The 17,921-nt window shown below is 71.2% G+C and carries 18 protein-coding genes; 12 read left to right on the forward strand and 6 right to left on the reverse strand.

Annotated elements, in window-relative coordinates; all coding sequences use genetic code 11:
* Positions 1–32: 32 nt before the first annotated feature.
* The 4 genes from RNL97_RS27080 to RNL97_RS27095 form a co-directional block, all read right to left on the reverse strand.
* A complete protein-coding gene (locus tag RNL97_RS27080) occupies positions 33–1,643 on the reverse strand; it encodes a beta-N-acetylhexosaminidase (RefSeq protein WP_243315686.1) in 1,611 nt (536 codons plus the stop codon).
* A 62-nt stretch (positions 1,644–1,705) separates the two neighbouring features.
* Positions 1,706–2,551 carry a carbohydrate ABC transporter permease gene (locus RNL97_RS27085; protein ID WP_313751301.1) on the reverse strand — a complete coding sequence of 282 codons (846 nt, stop codon included), beginning with the start codon at positions 2,549–2,551 and terminating at the stop codon, positions 1,706–1,708.
* The gene (locus RNL97_RS27090) at positions 2,548–3,540 is read right to left on the reverse strand and encodes a carbohydrate ABC transporter permease (protein WP_313751302.1); all 993 of its coding nucleotides are present in this window, start codon (positions 3,538–3,540) and stop codon (positions 2,548–2,550) included. Before RNL97_RS27090 ends, RNL97_RS27085 begins: the two co-directional genes overlap by 4 nt.
* A 42-nt stretch (positions 3,541–3,582) precedes the next feature.
* Complete coding sequence (locus RNL97_RS27095; protein WP_313751303.1) at positions 3,583–4,851, reverse strand: extracellular solute-binding protein; 1,269 nt, start codon at positions 4,849–4,851, stop codon at positions 3,583–3,585.
* A gap of 281 nt (positions 4,852–5,132) precedes the next feature.
* Here RNL97_RS27095 and RNL97_RS27100 point away from each other — a divergent pair, with 281 nt between their 5' ends.
* The 11 genes from RNL97_RS27100 to RNL97_RS27150 all read left to right on the forward strand — a co-directional run bounded on the left by RNL97_RS27100 (position 5,133) and on the right by RNL97_RS27150 (position 15,563).
* Entirely contained in the window at positions 5,133–5,972 is an 840-nt protein-coding gene (locus RNL97_RS27100) for a GntR family transcriptional regulator (RefSeq protein ID WP_313751304.1), read from the forward strand.
* 134 nt (positions 5,973–6,106) lie between these two features.
* Positions 6,107–7,315, forward strand: a complete 1,209-nt coding sequence (locus RNL97_RS27105; protein ID WP_313751305.1) for a lactonase family protein — start codon at positions 6,107–6,109, stop codon at positions 7,313–7,315.
* Positions 7,316–7,425: 110 nt separating this feature from the next.
* Positions 7,426–7,677, forward strand: a complete 252-nt coding sequence (locus RNL97_RS27110; RefSeq protein ID WP_006128581.1) for a YkoF family thiamine-binding protein — start codon at positions 7,426–7,428, stop codon at positions 7,675–7,677.
* Positions 7,674–8,072, forward strand: coding sequence for a helix-turn-helix domain-containing protein (locus RNL97_RS27115; RefSeq protein WP_030585274.1), 399 nt, complete (start codon positions 7,674–7,676; stop codon positions 8,070–8,072). Before RNL97_RS27110 ends, RNL97_RS27115 begins: the two co-directional genes overlap by 4 nt.
* A gap of 155 nt (positions 8,073–8,227) precedes the next feature.
* The gene (uraD, locus tag RNL97_RS27120; protein WP_093813441.1) at positions 8,228–8,764 is read left to right on the forward strand and encodes a 2-oxo-4-hydroxy-4-carboxy-5-ureidoimidazoline decarboxylase; all 537 of its coding nucleotides are present in this window, start codon (positions 8,228–8,230) and stop codon (positions 8,762–8,764) included.
* 20 nt (positions 8,765–8,784) lie between these two features.
* On the forward strand, positions 8,785–9,174 hold the full coding sequence (uraH, locus tag RNL97_RS27125) for a hydroxyisourate hydrolase (RefSeq protein ID WP_030585280.1): 390 nt from the start codon (positions 8,785–8,787) through the stop codon (positions 9,172–9,174).
* A gap of 7 nt (positions 9,175–9,181) precedes the next feature.
* A complete protein-coding gene (gene pucL / locus RNL97_RS27130; RefSeq protein WP_030585283.1) occupies positions 9,182–10,105 on the forward strand; it encodes a factor-independent urate hydroxylase in 924 nt (307 codons plus the stop codon).
* A 68-nt stretch (positions 10,106–10,173) separates the two neighbouring features.
* The gene (locus RNL97_RS27135; protein ID WP_243315691.1) at positions 10,174–11,577 is read left to right on the forward strand and encodes a nucleobase:cation symporter-2 family protein; all 1,404 of its coding nucleotides are present in this window, start codon (positions 10,174–10,176) and stop codon (positions 11,575–11,577) included.
* A 45-nt stretch (positions 11,578–11,622) separates the two neighbouring features.
* Positions 11,623–13,011 carry an 8-oxoguanine deaminase gene (locus tag RNL97_RS27140; protein ID WP_243315692.1) on the forward strand — a complete coding sequence of 463 codons (1,389 nt, stop codon included), beginning with the start codon at positions 11,623–11,625 and terminating at the stop codon, positions 13,009–13,011.
* A 290-nt stretch (positions 13,012–13,301) separates the two neighbouring features.
* Positions 13,302–14,768, forward strand: coding sequence for a nucleobase:cation symporter-2 family protein (locus tag RNL97_RS27145; RefSeq protein ID WP_390334415.1), 1,467 nt, complete (start codon positions 13,302–13,304; stop codon positions 14,766–14,768).
* 111 nt (positions 14,769–14,879) lie between these two features.
* Positions 14,880–15,563 carry an alpha/beta fold hydrolase gene (locus tag RNL97_RS27150; protein ID WP_030585293.1) on the forward strand — a complete coding sequence of 228 codons (684 nt, stop codon included), beginning with the start codon at positions 14,880–14,882 and terminating at the stop codon, positions 15,561–15,563.
* A gap of 34 nt (positions 15,564–15,597) precedes the next feature.
* On the opposite strand, the gene RNL97_RS27155 is transcribed toward RNL97_RS27150, so the two are convergent.
* The gene (locus tag RNL97_RS27155) at positions 15,598–15,975 is read right to left on the reverse strand and encodes a glyoxalase/bleomycin resistance/dioxygenase family protein (protein WP_030585296.1); all 378 of its coding nucleotides are present in this window, start codon (positions 15,973–15,975) and stop codon (positions 15,598–15,600) included.
* A 145-nt stretch (positions 15,976–16,120) separates the two neighbouring features.
* Positions 16,121–16,759, reverse strand: coding sequence for a TIGR03086 family metal-binding protein (locus RNL97_RS27160; RefSeq protein ID WP_030585299.1), 639 nt, complete (start codon positions 16,757–16,759; stop codon positions 16,121–16,123).
* A gap of 160 nt (positions 16,760–16,919) precedes the next feature.
* On the opposite strand from RNL97_RS27160, the gene RNL97_RS27165 reads away from it, so the two are divergent.
* The gene (locus RNL97_RS27165; protein WP_030585302.1) at positions 16,920–17,912 is read left to right on the forward strand and encodes a fibronectin type III domain-containing protein; all 993 of its coding nucleotides are present in this window, start codon (positions 16,920–16,922) and stop codon (positions 17,910–17,912) included.
* Positions 17,913–17,921: the final 9 nt, after the last annotated feature.

A 17,921-nucleotide genomic window follows, 5' to 3' on the forward strand; every position in this document is an offset into this window, starting at 1 on the left:
TGTTCCTCTCCGGAACGGTGGTGGGGGACGGGTTACGGGTGGAGTCGCGCTGTTCCTGCGGAGGGGGACGCGGACACGGCCGTCGCGAGCGACCGCGCGTCCAGGGGGCGGTAGGGGACGCCCAGGGCGTCCAGCCGGGCGGTGTGGTGACGCAGCCGCTCGACGAACCCCGGCCAGTCGCCGCGCCCGCCGGACCAGGAACGGTCGGCCAGCGCGCAGAGCCGGGGAAAGCTGAGGTACTCGATCTCCTCGGGGGTGCGGGCGTACTCCGTCCACAGCTGGACCTGGGTCCCGAGCACCCGGGCCCGCTCCGCCTCCGGCCAGTCGTGCGGGGCCGGTTCGTAGCCGTGGACCGTGTGCAGGGGGACCGGCGCGCCGGGCTGGGCGACCGGCTCGGACGGGTCCGTGGACTGGGCGTAGTCGAGATAGGTCGCCCGGTGGTGCGCGGCGATCACCTGATGGCCGCGGCGGGCGGCGGCCCTGGCGTGCGTGGCGTCGCGCCAGGTCATCACCGTGAATTCCGGGGGGAGTTCGGCGCCGTTCTCGACCCAGCCGAGCGGGATCCGGCCACGCTCGACCAGGAACGCCCCGACCCGGCCCATGAACCAGCCGTGCAGTTCGGCCGGGCCCGCGAGTCCCAGCGCCGCCGCACGCTCCCGGGCGGCCGGGCTGTCCTCCCACTCGGTGGTCGGGCACTCCTCGCCGCCGATGTGGATGTACGGCGACGGGAAGACGTCCATCACCTCCTCCAGCACGGCCCGGCAGAAGTCGAAGACCCCCTCGTGGACGCCGAGGATCGTGTCGCACACCCCCCAGCGGGTCCACACATCCAGCTGTCGCCCCGGACGGTTGCCCAGCTCCGGGTGGGCGGCGAGCGCGGCACGTACATGGCCGGGCATCTCGATCTCCGGCACGACGGTGATCCCGCGCTCCGCCGCGTACCGCACCAGGCCCCTCAACTCCGCCTTGGTGTAGTGCCCTTCGTGCGGCACCGCGTCGAAGTGCGCCCCGTCCGGGCCGGTCGGGCCCTTCTGCGACCGCGCCCGCCGGGAGCCGACCGAGATCAGCCGGGGGTAGGCGTCGACCGGCATCCGCCAGCCCTGGTCGTCGGTGAGGTGGAGGTGCAGGACGTTCAGCTTGTGCAGCGCCAGCAGGTCCACGTACCGGTGCAGATAGCCGATCGGCTGGAAGCGGCGCGCCACGTCCAGCATCGCCCCGCGCCACGGCCGGTCCGGTACGTCGGTGATCTCGACGCAGGGCAGCTGCCAGGAGCCGGTGCCCGTCGCCCCGCCCGACAGGGCCTCGGCGGGCAGGAGTTGGCGGATCGTCTGGATGCCCCGGAGCAGCCCGGTGCGGTGGGCGGCGCGCAGCTGGAGGGCCTGCGGGGCGACCGTCAGTCCGTACCCCTCCTCGCCGAGGCCGCCGAGCCGGTCGTCCAGGGCGAGGACGACCCGGCCGTCGGGCGACGGTGTGAGCGGCAGGCCCGCGGGGCGGCCGATCAGGGTGCGCAGCAGGTCCGCCGCCGGTTCCGCCCCCGGCAGCGCGCGGACGGTGGTGTCCCGGTCCAGGGTGAGCCGGCCGCCGAGCGAGGATACCTTGCCGGGGTGGGGGAGCAGGGCGGGGGCGGGGTGCGGTGAGGGCACGGGCGTCTCCGTGTTCGGTTCGCGGACGGGGGCGAGGGGGGCCGATCGGCGTTCTCCGCCGCTCAGCCCTTCACGGCACCGGCGGCGAAGCCGGACGTGACATGGCGCTGGAGCAGCAGGAAGATCACCAGGGCGGGCAGCGCGAAGAGGGTGGAGGCGGCCATCGTGGCGCCCCAGTCGGTGCCGAAGGTGTTCTGGAAGGAGGACAGCCAGACCGGCAGCGTCCGGTTGTCCTGCTGCTTGATGATCAGGAAGTTGGCGTAGGCGAACTCGTTCCAGGCGGTGATGAAGCCGAACAGTGAGGTCGCCATCAGCCCCGGGGCCAGCAGCGGCATCGCCACCCGCCAGAACGCCCCGGTCCGGGTGCAGCCGTCGACCTGCGCCGCCTCCTCCAGCTCCGGCGGGATCGTCCCGATGAAGCCCCGCAGCACCACGACGGTGAACGGCAGCGTGATCATGAAGTAGATCAGCGTCAGCGTCGGCAGCCGGTCGAGCATGTTCGTGTCCCGCGAGATGGTGTAGATGGGGATGATCAGCGACTCCCAGGGCGCCATCTGCGCGATGAAGATCATCAGCATGAACTGCCGCCGGCCCCGCCACCGCAGCCGCGCCACGGCGTACGCCGCGCCCAGCGCCACCAGCAGCGCCAGCAGGACCGCCCCCAGCGTCACGAGGATGCTGTTGCGCCAGAACAGCGCGAAACCGTCGGCGTCCACGGCCCGTTGGAAGTGGTCGAGGGTCCAGGTGTGCGGGAAGAGCTGCGGGTCCGACGACTGGATGTCCTTCGACGGCTTGAAGGCCGTGGAGATCATCCAGTACACGGGGAAGAGGCAGATCACGACGGTGACGGCGGCGGCGAGGTGCAACGGAAGGCGCCGGAGCCGAAGGCGCACGACAGGTGGGTTCATCGGGTCTCGTCCTCCTGGCGGAGCATCTGGCGGAAGTAGAGGACGAGCACCCCGGACATCAGCACCACGGTGACCATCGAGGCGGCGGAACCGAGGTCGTACCGCTGGCTGGAGAGCGCGGTCTGCACGGCGTAGACCGGCAGGATCGTCGTGGCGTCGCCGGGCCCGCCCCGGGTCATCACCCAGATCTGGACGAACGCCTTGAACTTCCAGATCACCTCCAGCGACACCACCAGCAGGAAGATCGGCCGCAGGATCGGGAAGGTGACCGAGCGGAAGATCCGCCCCGCGCCCGCCCCGTCCAGCCGCGCCGACTCGTACAGCTCGGGGGAGACGGTGGTCAGCGCCGAGTACAGGGTGATCGCGGCGAACGGCACCGACTGCCAGACGATGAGCGTCACCAGGATCGCGAAGGCCGCTGTGCCGTTGGCGAACCACGGATAGCGGTCGAAGGAGTCGAGGCCGAGCGAGGTCAGCGACCAGTTGACGATGCCGAACTCCGAGTGGAACAGCCACTGGAAGACGGTGGTCGCCGCGACCACCGGCATCGCCCAGGCCAGCACCAGCGAGCACAGCACCACCGTCCGCCCGATCCGGCCCAGCCGCTCCACCATCAGGGCGACCAGGGTGGCGATCACCATGATCAGGACCACGTTGACCGCCATGAAGAGGAAGGTGCGGCGGACCACCTCCCAGAAGCGCGGGTCCGTCAGCAGCGTCCGGTAGTTCCGCAGGCCGACGAAGTCCGCGTCACCGGCGATCAGTTGGCGCAGCCGGAAGTCCTGGAACGAGATCAGGACGGCCCGCACCAGCGGGTAGACCAGCAGATAGAGCATGCCGCCGACCGCGGGGGCGACCAGGGCGTACGGCCAGAGGTTCCTGGCCCTGCCCGTTCCCCCGCGCCGGGGCGGGGACTTGCGCACGGCGAGGCGCGGGGCCGGGCGTCGCCGGGGGGCGCTGGGTACGGTCCGTTGGTCGACGACCGGCACGGCACGCCTCCTTTCTCGGAGCGGGGAGAGGGCGGATCGGGGTCAGGAACCGGCGTTCATGGCCCGGGTGATGTCCTGCGAGGCCTTCGCCGCCTCCTTCGCCGGATCACCTCCGGTGAGCACCGCCGTCATGTAGTCCTTGATCGGGTTCTCCGCCTCGACCGCCGCCCAGCCCGGGGTGTTGGGCGTGGCGTGCCCGTTGGCCGCGCCGACCGCCATCGCGGCGGCCCCCGGGTCGTCGGCCACGGCGGAGGCCAGCGAGGTCCGGTTCGGTACGTAGCTCATGGCGACGGCGAGCTTCTTCTGCCAGGTGTCCCCGGTCAGCTCCTTGATGAAGGCGACCGCCTCGTCGGGGTGGGCCGCGGCGGCCGGCACGACCAGGTCGGAGCCGCCGGTGAAGACCGCGCCCGGGGTGTCCGCCGTCTTGCCCGGGATCGGGAAGAAGGCGAGCTTGCCCTTGAGTTCGGGGTTGTTCTCCGCGATGACGTTGGCCCCGCCCGGAGTGGAGATGACCTGGGCCACCTGGCCCTGGGCCATCACCTCGGCCTGCGGCGGATCGTCCTCGTCGGAGTCCTTGGGGCCCTTGCCGAGCGCCTGGAGCTCCTCGTAGAACGCCATGCCGCGCAGCGCCTCGGGGGTGTCGAGCGCGCCGGACCACTTCCCGCCGGACTCGGCTGCGAGGTCGCCGCCCTCGTCCCAGATGAACCCGGCCAGCGCGTACCACATCTGTCCCGGCAGGTAGATGCCCTGCGTGCCGCCCTTGTTGAGCTTCGTCGTGGCGTCGATCCACTGCTCACGGGTCTTGATCCCGGCCGCGTCGACGCCCGCCTCCTCGAACAGGTCGGTGCGGTAGACGACCACCCGGTTCGCCGCGTAGTACGGGATGCCGTACTGCTTGCCCTCGTACGAGCCGGGCTCGGCCAGGCCGCTCAGCCAGTCCTCGCCGTTCAGCTCGTCCGTGGCGTCGCTGAGGTCGAGCAGTCCGCCGCTCTCCGCGAACTGGGACACCTGGGTGTTGCCCGCCTCGATGACGTCCGGGGCGTCGTTGCTGGCCAGGGCTGCGGTGATCTTCTGGCCGATCCCGTCCCACTCCTGGATCTGGATCTTCACGTCGATCGTCGGGTGGCGCTTCTCGAAGTCCGCGGTGAACTCCTTCTGGAACTGCGCCGAGACGCTGTCGCGCATCAGCCACACATCCACCGTCGTCCGGCCGTCCCCGTTCCCGGAGTCCGGTCCGGACGGCGAACTGCAGGCACTGAGCGCGGCGGTCAGGGCAAGCACGGGCCCACCGGCGAGCAAGCGGTACTTCACGGTTCACCTCGGAAGCAGAACGGATCGGACGGACCTGACGAGGCCTGACCACCTGACCAGTGAGCCTCACTGGACAGCTCGCCTGTCGGTGGTGGATGAAGGTGGCATAGACCAATGGGGTCGTCAACCCCCTGCGTACAAAGGGATATTGGAGATCCAGCTGTAACGTGAGCGACCGAACCAGCTCCGGTAAGCGCTACACTTCACCTGACCAGCAGGCCAGTTAGGGTGGCGAGACGGTCAACTGGTAAGGAAAGATCCAGCCGCCGGGAGGGGAGACCATGGACACGGATATGCCGGGGACGGTGCTCAAACGGGAGCGGACCCGCGATGCCGTGCTGGAGCTGATCGAGTCGCGCAGCCCGGGGGACGCCATCCCCTCGGAGCGCGCCCTGTGCGCCCTGCTCGGCGTGTCGCGGCCCACCGTGCGCGCGGCGGTCGACGAACTGGTCGCAGCCGGACTCCTGGTGCGCGAGCACGGCCGGGGCATGTTCGTCGCCCCCGCCAAGATCACCCAGGAGCTGGTCGCCGGGGACCGGGCGCTCAGCGTGCCGCAGGCGGCGGGCGCCTGGTCGAGCCGGCTGCTGGAGTTCACCACGCTCCAGGCGGGGGCCCGCGTCGGCCGCAAGCTGCGCATGTCACCGGCCGCCGAGATCGTCTACGTGGCGCGGCTGCGGCTGGTCGACGGGGCGCCGATGGCTATCGAGCACCTGCACATCCGGGCGGAGCTGGTGCCGGGACTCAGTGCGCAGGAGCTGGAGAGCGGTGATCTGTACGAGCATCTGCGCGCCACTCACGGCGTGCACGTCCACGAGGCGGTCCAGGCGATCGAGCCCACCGTCGTCACCCGCGCCGAGGCCGGGCTGCTCGACGTCCCGGAGCTGTCCCCGGCGCTGCTCTTCGAGCGGCTGACGTCCGACACCACGGGCCGTCCGGTGGAGTACGTCCACTCGCTCTACCGGGGCGACCGCTACCGGATCGTCTCCCGGCTCGCGCTCGGCCCGGCGGCCGAGGTCGCCCCCGACCTGGAGGGGCACCACCCGGGCATCCCGCCCGGCGACTTCGCGCACGGCGACGCCATCGCCTCGTCGACCAGGGGGGACATCCAGACGGGCGGCTGAACGCCCGTCACCTCTCGACAGCGGTCGGCGTTGCGGAGCACGCAACTCATGTTGCGCCTCTTGCCTTGCGGGTGCCGGCGGGCCAGGGTGGCGGACGCATCCGAAGCAGCCGACCCCCACCCGAGGTGCCTCGCATGAAGCCGTCCCCCCACCCGCACTCCGGCCCCCACCGCCCCGCTCCCGCCTCCGGCCGCCGCCGATTCCTCGGCGGCCTGCTGGCCACCGTCGCCCTGGCGGCCGCGGGGCCCGCCCTCGCCACTCCCGCCCGCGCCGCGGTCCGCCCGGCCTCCGCGCCCGCGCCGCGCGCCACCCGCCCGCTACTCCTCGGCACGTACACCTCCGAGGCGGGAGGCGGCACCGGCATCGGCACCGCCGCGTACGACACGGTCACCGGCGCGATCACTCCGGGCCCCGTGATCACCGGCGTCGGCAACCCCTCCTACCTGGCCCTCCACCCCTCCGGCTCCACCGTCTACGCGGTCGCCGAGCAGGACGCGGGCGCGGTCACCGCCGTGGGAATCGCGCCGGACGGGACGTACGAGGTGCTCGGCAGCCGGCCCACCGGCGGCTCCGGGACCACCCACCTCTCCGTCCACCCGTCCGGGCGCTGGCTGCTGAGCGCGAACTACGGCTCAGGCAGCGTCGCCGTGCACCCGATCGCCGAGGACGGCTCGCTGGGCGAGCGCACCGACCTGGTCACCCACAGCTCGCCGCCGCCCGGACCCGGCCAGGGCGGGCCGCACGCCCACCAGATCGTCACGGACCCCGACGGAGGCCATGTCCTCGCCGTCGACCTGGGCACCGACACCGTGTACACGTACGCACTCGACGAGTCCGCCGGGACGCTCACCGAGGTCTCCCGCGCCGCCCTGGCGCCCGGCTCCGGCCCCCGCCACCTGGCCTTCCACCCCGGCGGGCGCTTCGCCTACCTGGCCTGCGAGCTGGACAACACCCTGGTCGTCTGCGCGTACGACCCCGCCACCGGCGCCCTCACCCCGGGGCCCGGACAGTCCACCGGCACAGGATCCGGCACCAGCTACCCCGCCCAGCCGGTCGTCACCGGCGACGGGGCGTACGTCTACCTCGCCAACCGGGGCCCCAACAGCCTCACCCGTTACGCCGTGGAAGACGACGGGGCGGCCGTCCGGCTGCTGGACACCGTGCCCGTCGGCGGCGACTGGCCCCGGCAGCTCGCCCTGTCCCCGGACAGCACCCTGCTCTTCGCCGCCAACCAGCGCTCCTCCACCGTCACCGTCTTCGGCGTCGGCCCCGACGGCTCCCTCACCGCCGTCGGCGACCCCTTCCCGGCGCCGGTCGCGGTCTGCGTCCTGCCGCTCCCGTGACCACCGCCGTACGGGGCCCCGCGCACACCGGGGGCGGGGCCCCGGGCAGCGGTTACAGTCGTGGCCGAGCCGCGCGCCCGCACCCGCGGCGAGGACATCAGGGAGGCACAGTGCGCTTGAGGGTGGAATTCACCACCGAGCCCTTCGATCTCGACGAGGCGCCCACCCACGCGGTGGTGGCCCGGGAGGTGATCCAGGGCGCCGAGCTGGACGCCGTCGACGTCGGCCCCTTCGGCAACACCGCGGAAGGGGGCGCGGACGAGGTGCTCACCGCCGTGGACTCCCTGCTGCGCCAGGCCCTGGCCTCGGGCGCCACCCGGGTCTCGCTCCAGGTGAACGTGATCGAGGAGGAGATCCGGTGACCGAATCCGCCGATAACGTTCCGGTCACCGTCGACCACCCCTTCGTATCGGCCGTCAAGCCGCTCGTCGACGCGATGGGGGCCGAGCTGCTGGGCCCCGAGCAGGCCCAGCCGGACGATGTGGTGCTCGCCTGGGAGGGCCAGGACGTCATAGCCGTACGCCTGCCCCAGCTCTCCGACTCGCTGGACCACATCCTCGCCGCGATGGAGCGACGGCACGGGATGCCGCTCGCCGACCTGGACCGCAAGGCCAAGCAGAGCGTCGTCCGGACCCTGGAGGCACGCGGTGCCTTCTCCGTACGGCACGGGGTGGAGACCGTGGCCGGCGCCCTGGGCGTATCCCGGTTCACCGTGTACAACTACCTGAACCGGGAACATACGGCCAAGGGTGAGTAGTTGGCCGAACACGCAGGAAAGCCGCCGTCCGCATGCCGGGACGGCGGCTTTCTTCGTTCGCGAGATTTCAACAAAGTGTTGACGTCGTGTTGCGGAGGGCGTTAGCTATCCGCAGCCCGAACAACGCACAGCGAAAAGCAGCCACGGAGGCTCCCGTGACTTCGAGCTCCACACCGGGCCTCACCCGGTTCAACACACTGGCGGACGGCGAGGCCACCCCCGCACTGCACGAGGTGTGTGCCAGTGCGACCTGGGGAAACAGCATCCTCGCCGGGCGTCCGTACGCCACCGAAGAAGCCCTGCTCGCCGCGAGCGACGCCGCCACGGCGCAGCTCACCGCGGCGGACCTGGCCGACGCGATGGCCGGCCACCCGCCGATCGGCCGCCCGAAGCCCGGCGACCCGACCTCCTCCCGTGAGCAGCGGGGGATGGCCGGCGCCTCCGAGGAGCTCAAGACCGAGATGCTCGAACTGAACCTGGCCTACCAGGAGCGGTTCGGACATGTCTTCCTGATCTGCGCCACCGGCGCCACCGGAGAGCAGATGCGCGACGCGGTGAAGTCCCGGATCGGGAACTCGCCCGAGCAGGAGCAGGAGATCGTGCGCACCGAACTGGGCAAGATCAACCGCATCCGGCTGACCCGTCTCGTGACGGAGGCCCTCGCAGAGGACGCTCCCGCACAGGACTCTTGAGATCTAGGAGAGTGACGGTCTTGAGTACCGACACGACCGCATCGGTGTCCACCCACATCCTGGACACCAGCATCGGCCGCCCCGCCGCGTCCGTCGCCGTCTCGCTCGCCGCCCGCAGCGGAAGCGACGCGCCGTACGTCACGCTCGGAGCGTCCGCGACCGATGCGGACGGGCGTTGCAAGGACCTCCCGGCACTGCCGGAGGGAACAAGCCATGTACGTCTCGAATTCGACACCGAGGCGTATTTTTCCAAGAAGCAAGCCGAGGCGCAGCAGGACGCCCCCCGCGTAAGGGACAGCGGCGCGTTCTTCCCGGAAGTGACGATCGCCTTCGCGGTCGTCCCGGGCGAGCACTACCACGTACCGCTGCTGCTCAACCCGTTCGGCTACTCCGTTTACCGAGGGAGCTAGCACCGACATGCCCACGATTCTCGGCCAGAACCAGTACGGCAAAGCAGAGAACCGCGTCGTAAAGATCACGCGGGACGGCGACACCCACCACATCAAGGACCTGAACGTCTCGGTCGCCCTCTCCGGCGACATGGACGACGTCCACTACTCCGGCTCCAACGCCAACGTCCTGCCGACCGACACCACCAAGAACACGGTGTTCGCGTTCGCCAAGGAGCACGGGATCGAGTCCGCCGAGCAGTTCGGCATCCACCTCGCCCGGCACTTCGTCTCCTCGCAGGAGCCGATCCACCGCGCCCGGATCCGGATCGAGGAGTACGCCTGGGAGCGCATCGAGACCTCCGACGGCAACTCCAAGTTCATCGGCGCCGACGAGGTCAAGCACTCCTTCGCCCGCAAGGGCCAGGAGACCCGCGTCTCCCAGATCACCTACGACGGTGAGAACTGGGAGGTCATCTCGGGTCTCAAGGACCTCACGGTGATGAACTCGACCAACTCCGAGTTCTGGGGCTACGTCAAGGACAGGTACACGACGCTGAAGGAGGCGTACGACCGCATCCTGGCGACGGACGTCTCGGCCCGCTGGCGGTACAACTGGACCAGCGACGAGCAGCGCATGCCGAACTGGGAGAAGTCCTACGAGCAGGCGCGCAAGCACATGCTCCAGGCCTTCGCCGAGACCTACTCCCTCTCGCTCCAGCAGACCCTGTACCAGATGGGTTCGCGCATCATCAACAGCCGCAGCGAGATCGACGAGATCCGCTTCTCGCTGCCGAACAACCACCACTTCCTGGTGGACCTCGAACCGTTCGGCCTCAAGAACGACAATGAGGTCTACTTCGCGGCGGACCGTCCCTACGGTCTGATCGAGGCCACCGTGCTCCGGGACGGCGTCGAGCCGAAGATCCCGGTCGACATGACCAACCTCTGACGCGGCACTGAACCGGCCGCCGCCCGACCACAGACGGGCGGCGGCCGGTCATCCCGGAGGGAACACCCATGGCACAGCCTGCAACGGGGCCGGCCGAAAGCCCAGGCAAAGACCCCTCGAAAACCCTCGTCGGCACGGCGGTTCACCCGGTCGACGAGAAGCTTCCTCCCGCGCGGCTCCTCCCCGCCGCACTCCAGCACATCGCCGCCATGTACGCGGGCGTCGTCACCCCTCCGCTGATCATCGGCCAGGCCGTCGGCCTGGACGCCGCCGGGATGACCCGGCTCATCGCGGCCAGTCTCCTGATCGCCGGTCTCGCCACCATCCTCCAGACGATCGGTCTCGGCCCCTTCGCCGGCAACCGGCTCCCCTTCGTCAACGCCGCCTCCTCCGCCGGGATCGCGCCGATGCTCGCCATCGCCGAGACCAGCGCACCGGGCCGCCAACTCCCCGCGATCTACGGGGCGGTGCTCGTCGCCGGAGTGTTCTGCCTGGCCGTCGGCCCCTTCTTCGGCCGGCTGCTGCGCTTCTTCCCGCCGCTCGTCACCGGCGTGGTCATCACCCTCATCGGCGTCACCCTCATGCCCGTGCCCGTCGCCTGGGCCCAGGGCGGCGACGCCACCGCCGACGACTTCGGTGCCATGAAGTACCTGGCGCTGGCCGCCTTCACCCTCGTCGTCATCCTCCTCGTCCAGCGCTTCGGCCGCGGCTTCCTCAAGCAAGTGGCCCTGCTGGTAGGCATGTTCGTCGGCACGCTGGCCGCGATCCCGTTCGGACTCACCGACTTCTCCGCGCTGGAGTCCGCACCGCTCGCCGCCCTGCCGACCCCCTTCGCCTTCGGCGCGCCGGAGTTCCAGCCCGCCGCGATCCTCTCGCTCTGCATCGTCATGCTCGTCCTGATGACGGAGTCCTCCGCCGGGATGCTCGCCCTCGGAGAGATCTGCGAGCGCCGCACCGATGGTCGTACGATCACCCGCGGCCTGCGCACCGACGGCATCGCCACCCTCCTCGGCCCGGTCTTCGGCGGGTTCCCGACCAGCGCCTTCGCGCAGAACGTCGGGGTCGTCTCGCTGACCCGTGTGCGCAGCCGGTACGTCGTCGCGGCGGCGGGCGGAGCTCTGCTGATCCTCGGCGCCTTCCCGGTGCTCGGCGCGGTCGTCTCACTCGTCCCGATGCCCGTCCTCGGCGGCGCCGGCATCGTCCTCTTCGGCTCCATCGCCGTGAGCGGCATCCGTACGCTCTCCGAAGCGGGGCTCGACGACAGCTCCAACATCATCCTGGTGGCCGTCGCGCTCGGTGCGGGCATCATCCCGCTCGCCGCGCCCTCCTTCTACGCCGGATTCCCCGCCTGGGCGCAGACCGTGCTCGGCTCCGGGATCAGCGCGGGAGCCCTGGTCGCGGTCGTGCTCAACCTGTTCTTCCACCATCTCGGCACCCACAGCCGTAACGCTGTGGCACTCAAATCCTCCTAGGGTCCTGCCGTGCCCACATCGCCACAGAGAGAAGAAGGAAGCGCCATGGCAGCTTCGGCAGACCCTCAGCGCATCGTCATCGAGAACTGTTCGATCGCCACCGTCGACGCCCAGGACACGGAGTACGCCTCCGGGTACATCGTCGTGGCGGACAACCGCATCGAGTCCGTCGGCGCGGGCAAGGCCCCGGAGGGCCTGACCGGTGTCGTCCGGCGCATCGACGCCACCGGGCACCTCGCCACCCCGGGCCTGGTCAACACCCACCACCACTTCTACCAGTGGATCACCCGGGGCCTGGCCACCGACCACAACCTCTTCAACTGGCTGGTCGCCCTCTACCCGACCTGGGCGCGCATCGACGAGCCGATGGCCCGCGCCGCCGCGCAGGGCTCGCTCGCCATGATGGCGCGCGGCGGTGTCACCACCGCCATGGACCACCACTACGTCTTCCCGAAGGGCTCCGGCGACCTGTCCGGCGCCATCATCGGGGCCGCCCGCGAGACGGGCGTACGGTTCACCCTCGCCCGGGGCTCCATGGACCGCAGCGAGAAGGACGGCGGCCTGCCCCCGGACTTCGCCGTCGAGACCCTGGAGGGTGCGCTCGCCGCCACCGAGGCGACGATCGACGCCCACCACGACGCCTCCTTCGACGCCATGACGCAGGTCGCCGTCGCGCCCTGCTCGCCGTTCTCGGTCTCCACCGAACTGATGCGCCAGGGTGCCGAGCTGGCCCGCCGCCGAGGCGTCCGGCTGCACACCCACGGCTCGGAGACCGTCGAGGAGGAGCAGTTCTGCAAGGAGCTGTTCGGGATGGGCCCGACCGAGTACTTCGAGTCGACCGGCTGGCTCGGCAGCGATGTGTGGATGGCCCACTGCGTCCACATGAACGACTCCGACATCGCCGCCTTCGCCCGTACGGGAACCGGCGTCGCCCACTGCCCGTCCTCCAACGCCCGCCTCGCCGCCGGCATCGCCCGGGTCCCCGACATGCTCGCCGCCGGCGTGCCCGTCGGCCTCGGCGTGGACGGCACCGCCTCCAACGAGTCCGGCGAACTCCACACCGAGCTGCGCAACGCGCTGCTCATCAACCGCCTCGGCGCCCACCGCGAGGCCGCCCTGAACGCCCGTCAGGCCCTGCGCCTCGGGACCTTCGGCGGGGCCCAGGTCCTGGGCCGCGCCGACCAGATCGGCTCCCTGGAGGCCGGCAAGCTCGCCGACCTCGTCCTGTGGAAGCTGGACACCCTGGCCCACTCCTCGATCGCCGACCCGGTGACCGCGCTCATCTTCGGCGCGGCCGCCCCGGTGACCCTCTCCCTCGTCGACGGCAAGCCGGTCGTCGAGGGCAACCACCTCACCACGGTGGACGAGGACGCCATCGCCCGCGAGACCCGCGACGAGGCCCGCCGCCTCGCGCAGATCGCCGCCGGGGCCTGACCCCCGGCGGTATCCCCGACCGGCCGGTCGAGGGGGACGGCCCGAGACCGGCCGCCGTGGACCCGAGCGGGGTACACGGCAGCCGGTCCGGCGGACGCGCACCCCATGGCGCGCGTCCGCCGGACCGGTGATGAACGCTGCCCGCACACACCCCCGTGCGCGCCCCTTTCCGACCCCCCTCTGCACGACCTGCACCACCTGAGAGAGCCGCAAGCACCGTCGCACCACTTACGCACCACCTCCCTGAACCCCACGTCGCCGACGACGTGTAACCGACCGGAGGAACCGCCGTGGCCGCTGAGCCCAGGTTTCGCAAAGACGCAGACGCAGCCGCCCCCGACGTGACGGACGACGCCGTCACAGAAGCAGAAGCAGCAGGTGACGGCCGGAAACATCCGGTCGACGAGACCCTCCCCCCACTGAAGATGTTCACCAGCGGCCTCCAGCACGTGGCCGCCATGTACGCGGGCGTGGTGGCCCCGCCGCTCATCGTGGGGCCGGCCGTCGGCCTCACCGCCAAGGAGACCGCCTTCCTGATGGGGGCGAGCCTCTTCACCGCGGGGATCGCCACCCTGCTCCAGACCATCGGTTTCTGGAAGGTCGGCGCCCGGCTGCCCTTCGTCAACGGCGTCTCGTTCGCCGGGGTCGCCCCGATGATCGCGATAGGCAAGGACCGGGGCCACGACGGGATAGCCGTCATCTTCGGCGCGATCATCGTCGCGAGCCTTCTCGGCTTCGTCCTCGCCCCGTACTTCTGCAAACTGGTCCGCTTCTTCCCGCCCGTCGTCACCGGCACCGTGATCACCCTGATCGGCGTCTCGCTCCTCCCGGTCGCCTTCAACTGGTCCCAGGGCGGCAACGCCACGGCCGACGACTACGGTTCGATGACGAACATCACGATGGCCGCCGTGACCCTGGTCGTCGTGCTGGCCCTGCGCAAGCTGCTGCGCGGCTTCCTCCAGCAGATCGCGATCCTGCTCGGCCTGGTCATCGGCACGCTCATCGCCATCCCGGCCGGCATCACCGACTTCGGTGCCATCAAGGAAGCCGACGTGGTCGGCTTCCCGACGCCGTTCGCCTTCGGCGCCCCGCAGTTCGAGATCGCCGCCATCATCTCCATGTGCATCGTGATGCTCGTCTGCATGACCGAGTCCACGGCGGACATGCTGGCCCTGGGCAAGATCGTCGGCCGCCCGGCGGACGAGAAGACCATCGAGGGCGGACTGCGCGCCGACACCCTCGGCAGCGCCATCAGCCCGCTCTTCAACGGCTTCATGTGCAGCGCCTTCGCGCAGAACGTCGGCCTCGTCGCCATGACCAAGATCCGCAGCCGCTTCGTCGTCGCGGCGGGCGGTGTGATCCTGATCGTGCTCGGCCTGGTCCCGGTCGCGGCCTCGGTGATCGCCCTCGTACCGCTGCCGGTGCTCGGCGGCGCGGGCATCGTCCTGTTCGGTACGGTCGCGGCCAGCGGCATCCAGACCCTGGCCACCGCCGCCCTGGAGAAGGGCGAGAACGCGCTCATCGTCGCGGCGGCCGTCGGTATCGGTCTGATCCCGATCGCCGCGCCGCAGTTCTACCACGCCTTCCCCGAGGACCTGCTCGTCGTCCTCGATTCGGGCATCTCCACCGGCTGTGTGGTGGCGATCGTGCTGAACCTCGCCTTCAACCACTTCGGCCGAAAGCCGGACGCGGCGGAAGAGGAACCGGCGAACGGCGAACACGTGGTGCCGGCGGCCGCCGGGGTGGGCATCCACTGACCCCTGCCCCCTGACAGCGGCCCGGTGGGACCCCGCACGGTCCCGCCGGGCCGGCGCGTGTCCGGGGGCCCGCGGCGCGGGCGGCCGTCCGACGGCGGTAGCGTCAGGGGCATGGAAGATCAGTCTGTTGTGGATGTCGGCGATGTGCGCCTCGCGTACCGGGCCTGGGGCGACGCGTTCGGCTCGCCCGTCGTGCTGCTGCACGGCCTCGGCGGTTCGGCCGCGCGCTGGGAGGCGGCCGGCACCCTGCTGGGCCAGGAGTGGCGGGTCTACGCCCTGGACCTGCGCGGCCACGGCGAGAGCGACTGGCCCGACGACTACGACCTGGAGCTGATGGCCGAGGACGTCGTGGGCTTCCTCGACGAACTGGAGCTGGACCGGGTCGGCCTCGTCGGCCACGGCATGGGAGGCGTCGTCGCCCGGCTGGTGGCCCAGGAGCACTCCGACCGGGTGGAGCGGCTGGTGCTGGTGGAGACGCCGGCCCCGTTCCCCGGCGACCCGGGCCCGGCCGGTCGCGCCGAGGGCCCGGTGGACTACGACGAGAACGCGGTCCCCGCCGTCCACGACCAGCTCGCCGACCCCGGCCCGGACGCGGCCGCGCCTCTCGGCGACATCGTCTCCCCGACCCTGATCATCACCGGGGGCCCGGAGAGCGGGATGGAACAGCACCGCCAGGCGGACGTGGCCGCCCTCGTCCCGGACTGCCGCCTGGTCACGGTCCCGGGCGGCCACCGTATGCACGAGACCCGGGCGGACCAGGTGGCGGCGCACATCACGGAGTTCTTCACCAGCTGAGGGGGCCGCCCCGCCCGGTGCGCGCGGCGGCGGGTCAGGGGCGGATGATCCTGCGGACCAGTTCCGGCGTCCACTCGACGTACTCGATCTCCGCTCCGCCGGCGTGCCGGGCGTAGAGGAAGCGCCCCGTCGGCCCGGCGGTCTCAGGGGTGGTGATCGTGGCGTCGGCGGACTTCAGCGTGGCCTGCAGGGTGCCCAGGTCGTCGACGACGACCGTCGCGGAGGCGTGCGCGTACCGCGCGCGTTCCTCGGCCGGGCCCGCGATGACCAGGAAGTTCCCGACGGCGGCGAGGGCGATCTTCTCGAAGGCCGTGCGGAGATGGGGCTGCTCGCCGGTCAGCTCCTCCAGCAGCGTCAGTGCCTGGTCGAGGTCGTCGGCCCACAGGCGTGCGTACGTCTTGAGGATGGTCATGAGGGGGTGCTCCCAGTGGTCTCTTCCGGTGCCCTGAAGACCGTAGGCGGGCAGATCCGCCAAGGGGAAGAACGCACTTTTCGGTGAGAGAGGCACCGGAAGGAAACCGAGTGGCGCCTCCCGCTCCGCGTGGTGGAGGGTGCTCTCAGCCGCCCGGCCGCCAGTCCGGTCGTCGGCCGCTGAGGGCGATCACGCGCTCCAGCAGCGGGGCGTCGTCCGGCACCGGAACGGGCGGCGCGAAGATGCCCCCGCGGCCCGGATCGCCCTCGTCCGGGGCGAGCAGCGCCTCGCAGGACCGCAGCTCGGCCTCGCCCGCCACGTACGGCTGCCCGGTCGAGCGGGCCAGGTCCCAGCCGTGGATCACGAGTTCGTTGAGCGCGACGGCCCCGGCCACCTCGCCGGGCAGCTCGATCCCGCCCGCCCGGGTCATGCCCGTCCAGGCGTCGGGCGAGCGCCAGGCCGCCGCCACCTCCTCCAGCCGCCGGGGCAGCACCTCGCGCCAGTCGTCGTCGAGGACGGGGAGGGACGCGTCGGGAGAGGTGGCCGTGCTCGGCCCGAGGTCCTTGCGGGCCGCGTCGCGGAAGGCGGTGGCCAGCCCGGTGAGATGGCCGAGCAGCTCCCGCACGGCGTAGTCGGGGCAGGGGGTGGGGCCGTCCAGCGTGCCGTCGTCGACCGGCCCGAGCAGTTCGGCGATCCGCCGCGCGGCCGGCTCCAGGTCGGGAAGGCCGGCGCCCGGCGCGGCGGTCTTGGGCGCGGCCGAAGCGGGGGTCTCATGCGTATCCATACAGAGAAGACACCTCCACGACCGGAAACTCATCGGTCGACGCACGGCCCGGACCGGTGGGGCGGGCGACGCAACCCGGCATATAGCGGAAGGTTCCCGGCCGGACTCTTGTCGGAGACCCCCACGTCATGTCATACAGGTCTGGACCATTGCTCTCCGGATGGAAGGCACCACCGTGCAACGCCCCCACATATCTGCCGCGTTGGCCTGTTCCGCCCTGCTTCTCGCCCCCCTCCTCTCCGCCTGCGGCGGCACCGCCGAAGCCGACACCCAGCCGCCCGGCACGCCGGAGAACGTGACCGCCCAGGCCAGCAGCTCCACCTCGGTGCACGTCATGTGGAAGGCCGCATCCGACGACGAGAAGGTCGCCGGGTACGAGGTCTACCGGGGAAAGAGCAAGGTCAAGAGTGTCCCGGCGGCGAAGACCATGATCGACGTCGACGGCCTGACGGCCTCGACGGGCTACACCTTCAGCGTCCGGGCCAAGGACGCGGCCGGGAACCTCTCCACGCCCAGCAAGGCCGTCCCCGTCACCACCCAGGCCACCCCGCCCGAGGACGACGAGCCCCCCACCACGCCGGCGAAGCTGACGGGCCGCGCCGACGGAAGCCGTGGGGCCACGCTCACCTGGGGCGCGGCCAAGGACGACGTCGGCGTCACCTCGTACGACATCTACCAGGAGGACTCCCGCATCCACAGCGTCCCCGCCTCCGAGACCACGGCGAAGCTCGCGGGGCTGCGCCCGGGAACCGTCTACACCTTCACCGTCCGGGCCCGGGACGCCTCCGACAAGTCCTCGGCCGACAGCAACACCCTCGACCTCACCACCGCGTCCGCCCCCGGCGCCCCCGCGAGCACCGCCCCCACCGGTCTGCGGACCGAAGTCGGCAAGGAGGGCGACCTGTTCACCCTCGACCTGTCCTGGGACCAGCCCGACACGGGCGGAACCATCCCCGCCTACGAACTCCACATGAACGGCAAGCTGACCACCACCATCGTCTGGGGCGGTACGCCCCCGAAGGGCCGTGCCACCTACCGGCTCGACCTCCCCGACCCGGCGGGCACCCGCTATTCGGTGAAGCTCAGGGCCAAGCTGCCGGACGGCACGTGGGGCGACTTCTCGGCCCAGCGGACGGTGGTCCTGGCGGACTGACGCTCCCGG

This window comes from Streptomyces parvus, from assembly GCF_032121415.1.
In the GTDB taxonomy this organism is placed as follows: Bacteria; Actinomycetota; Actinomycetes; order Streptomycetales; family Streptomycetaceae; genus Streptomyces; species Streptomyces globisporus_A.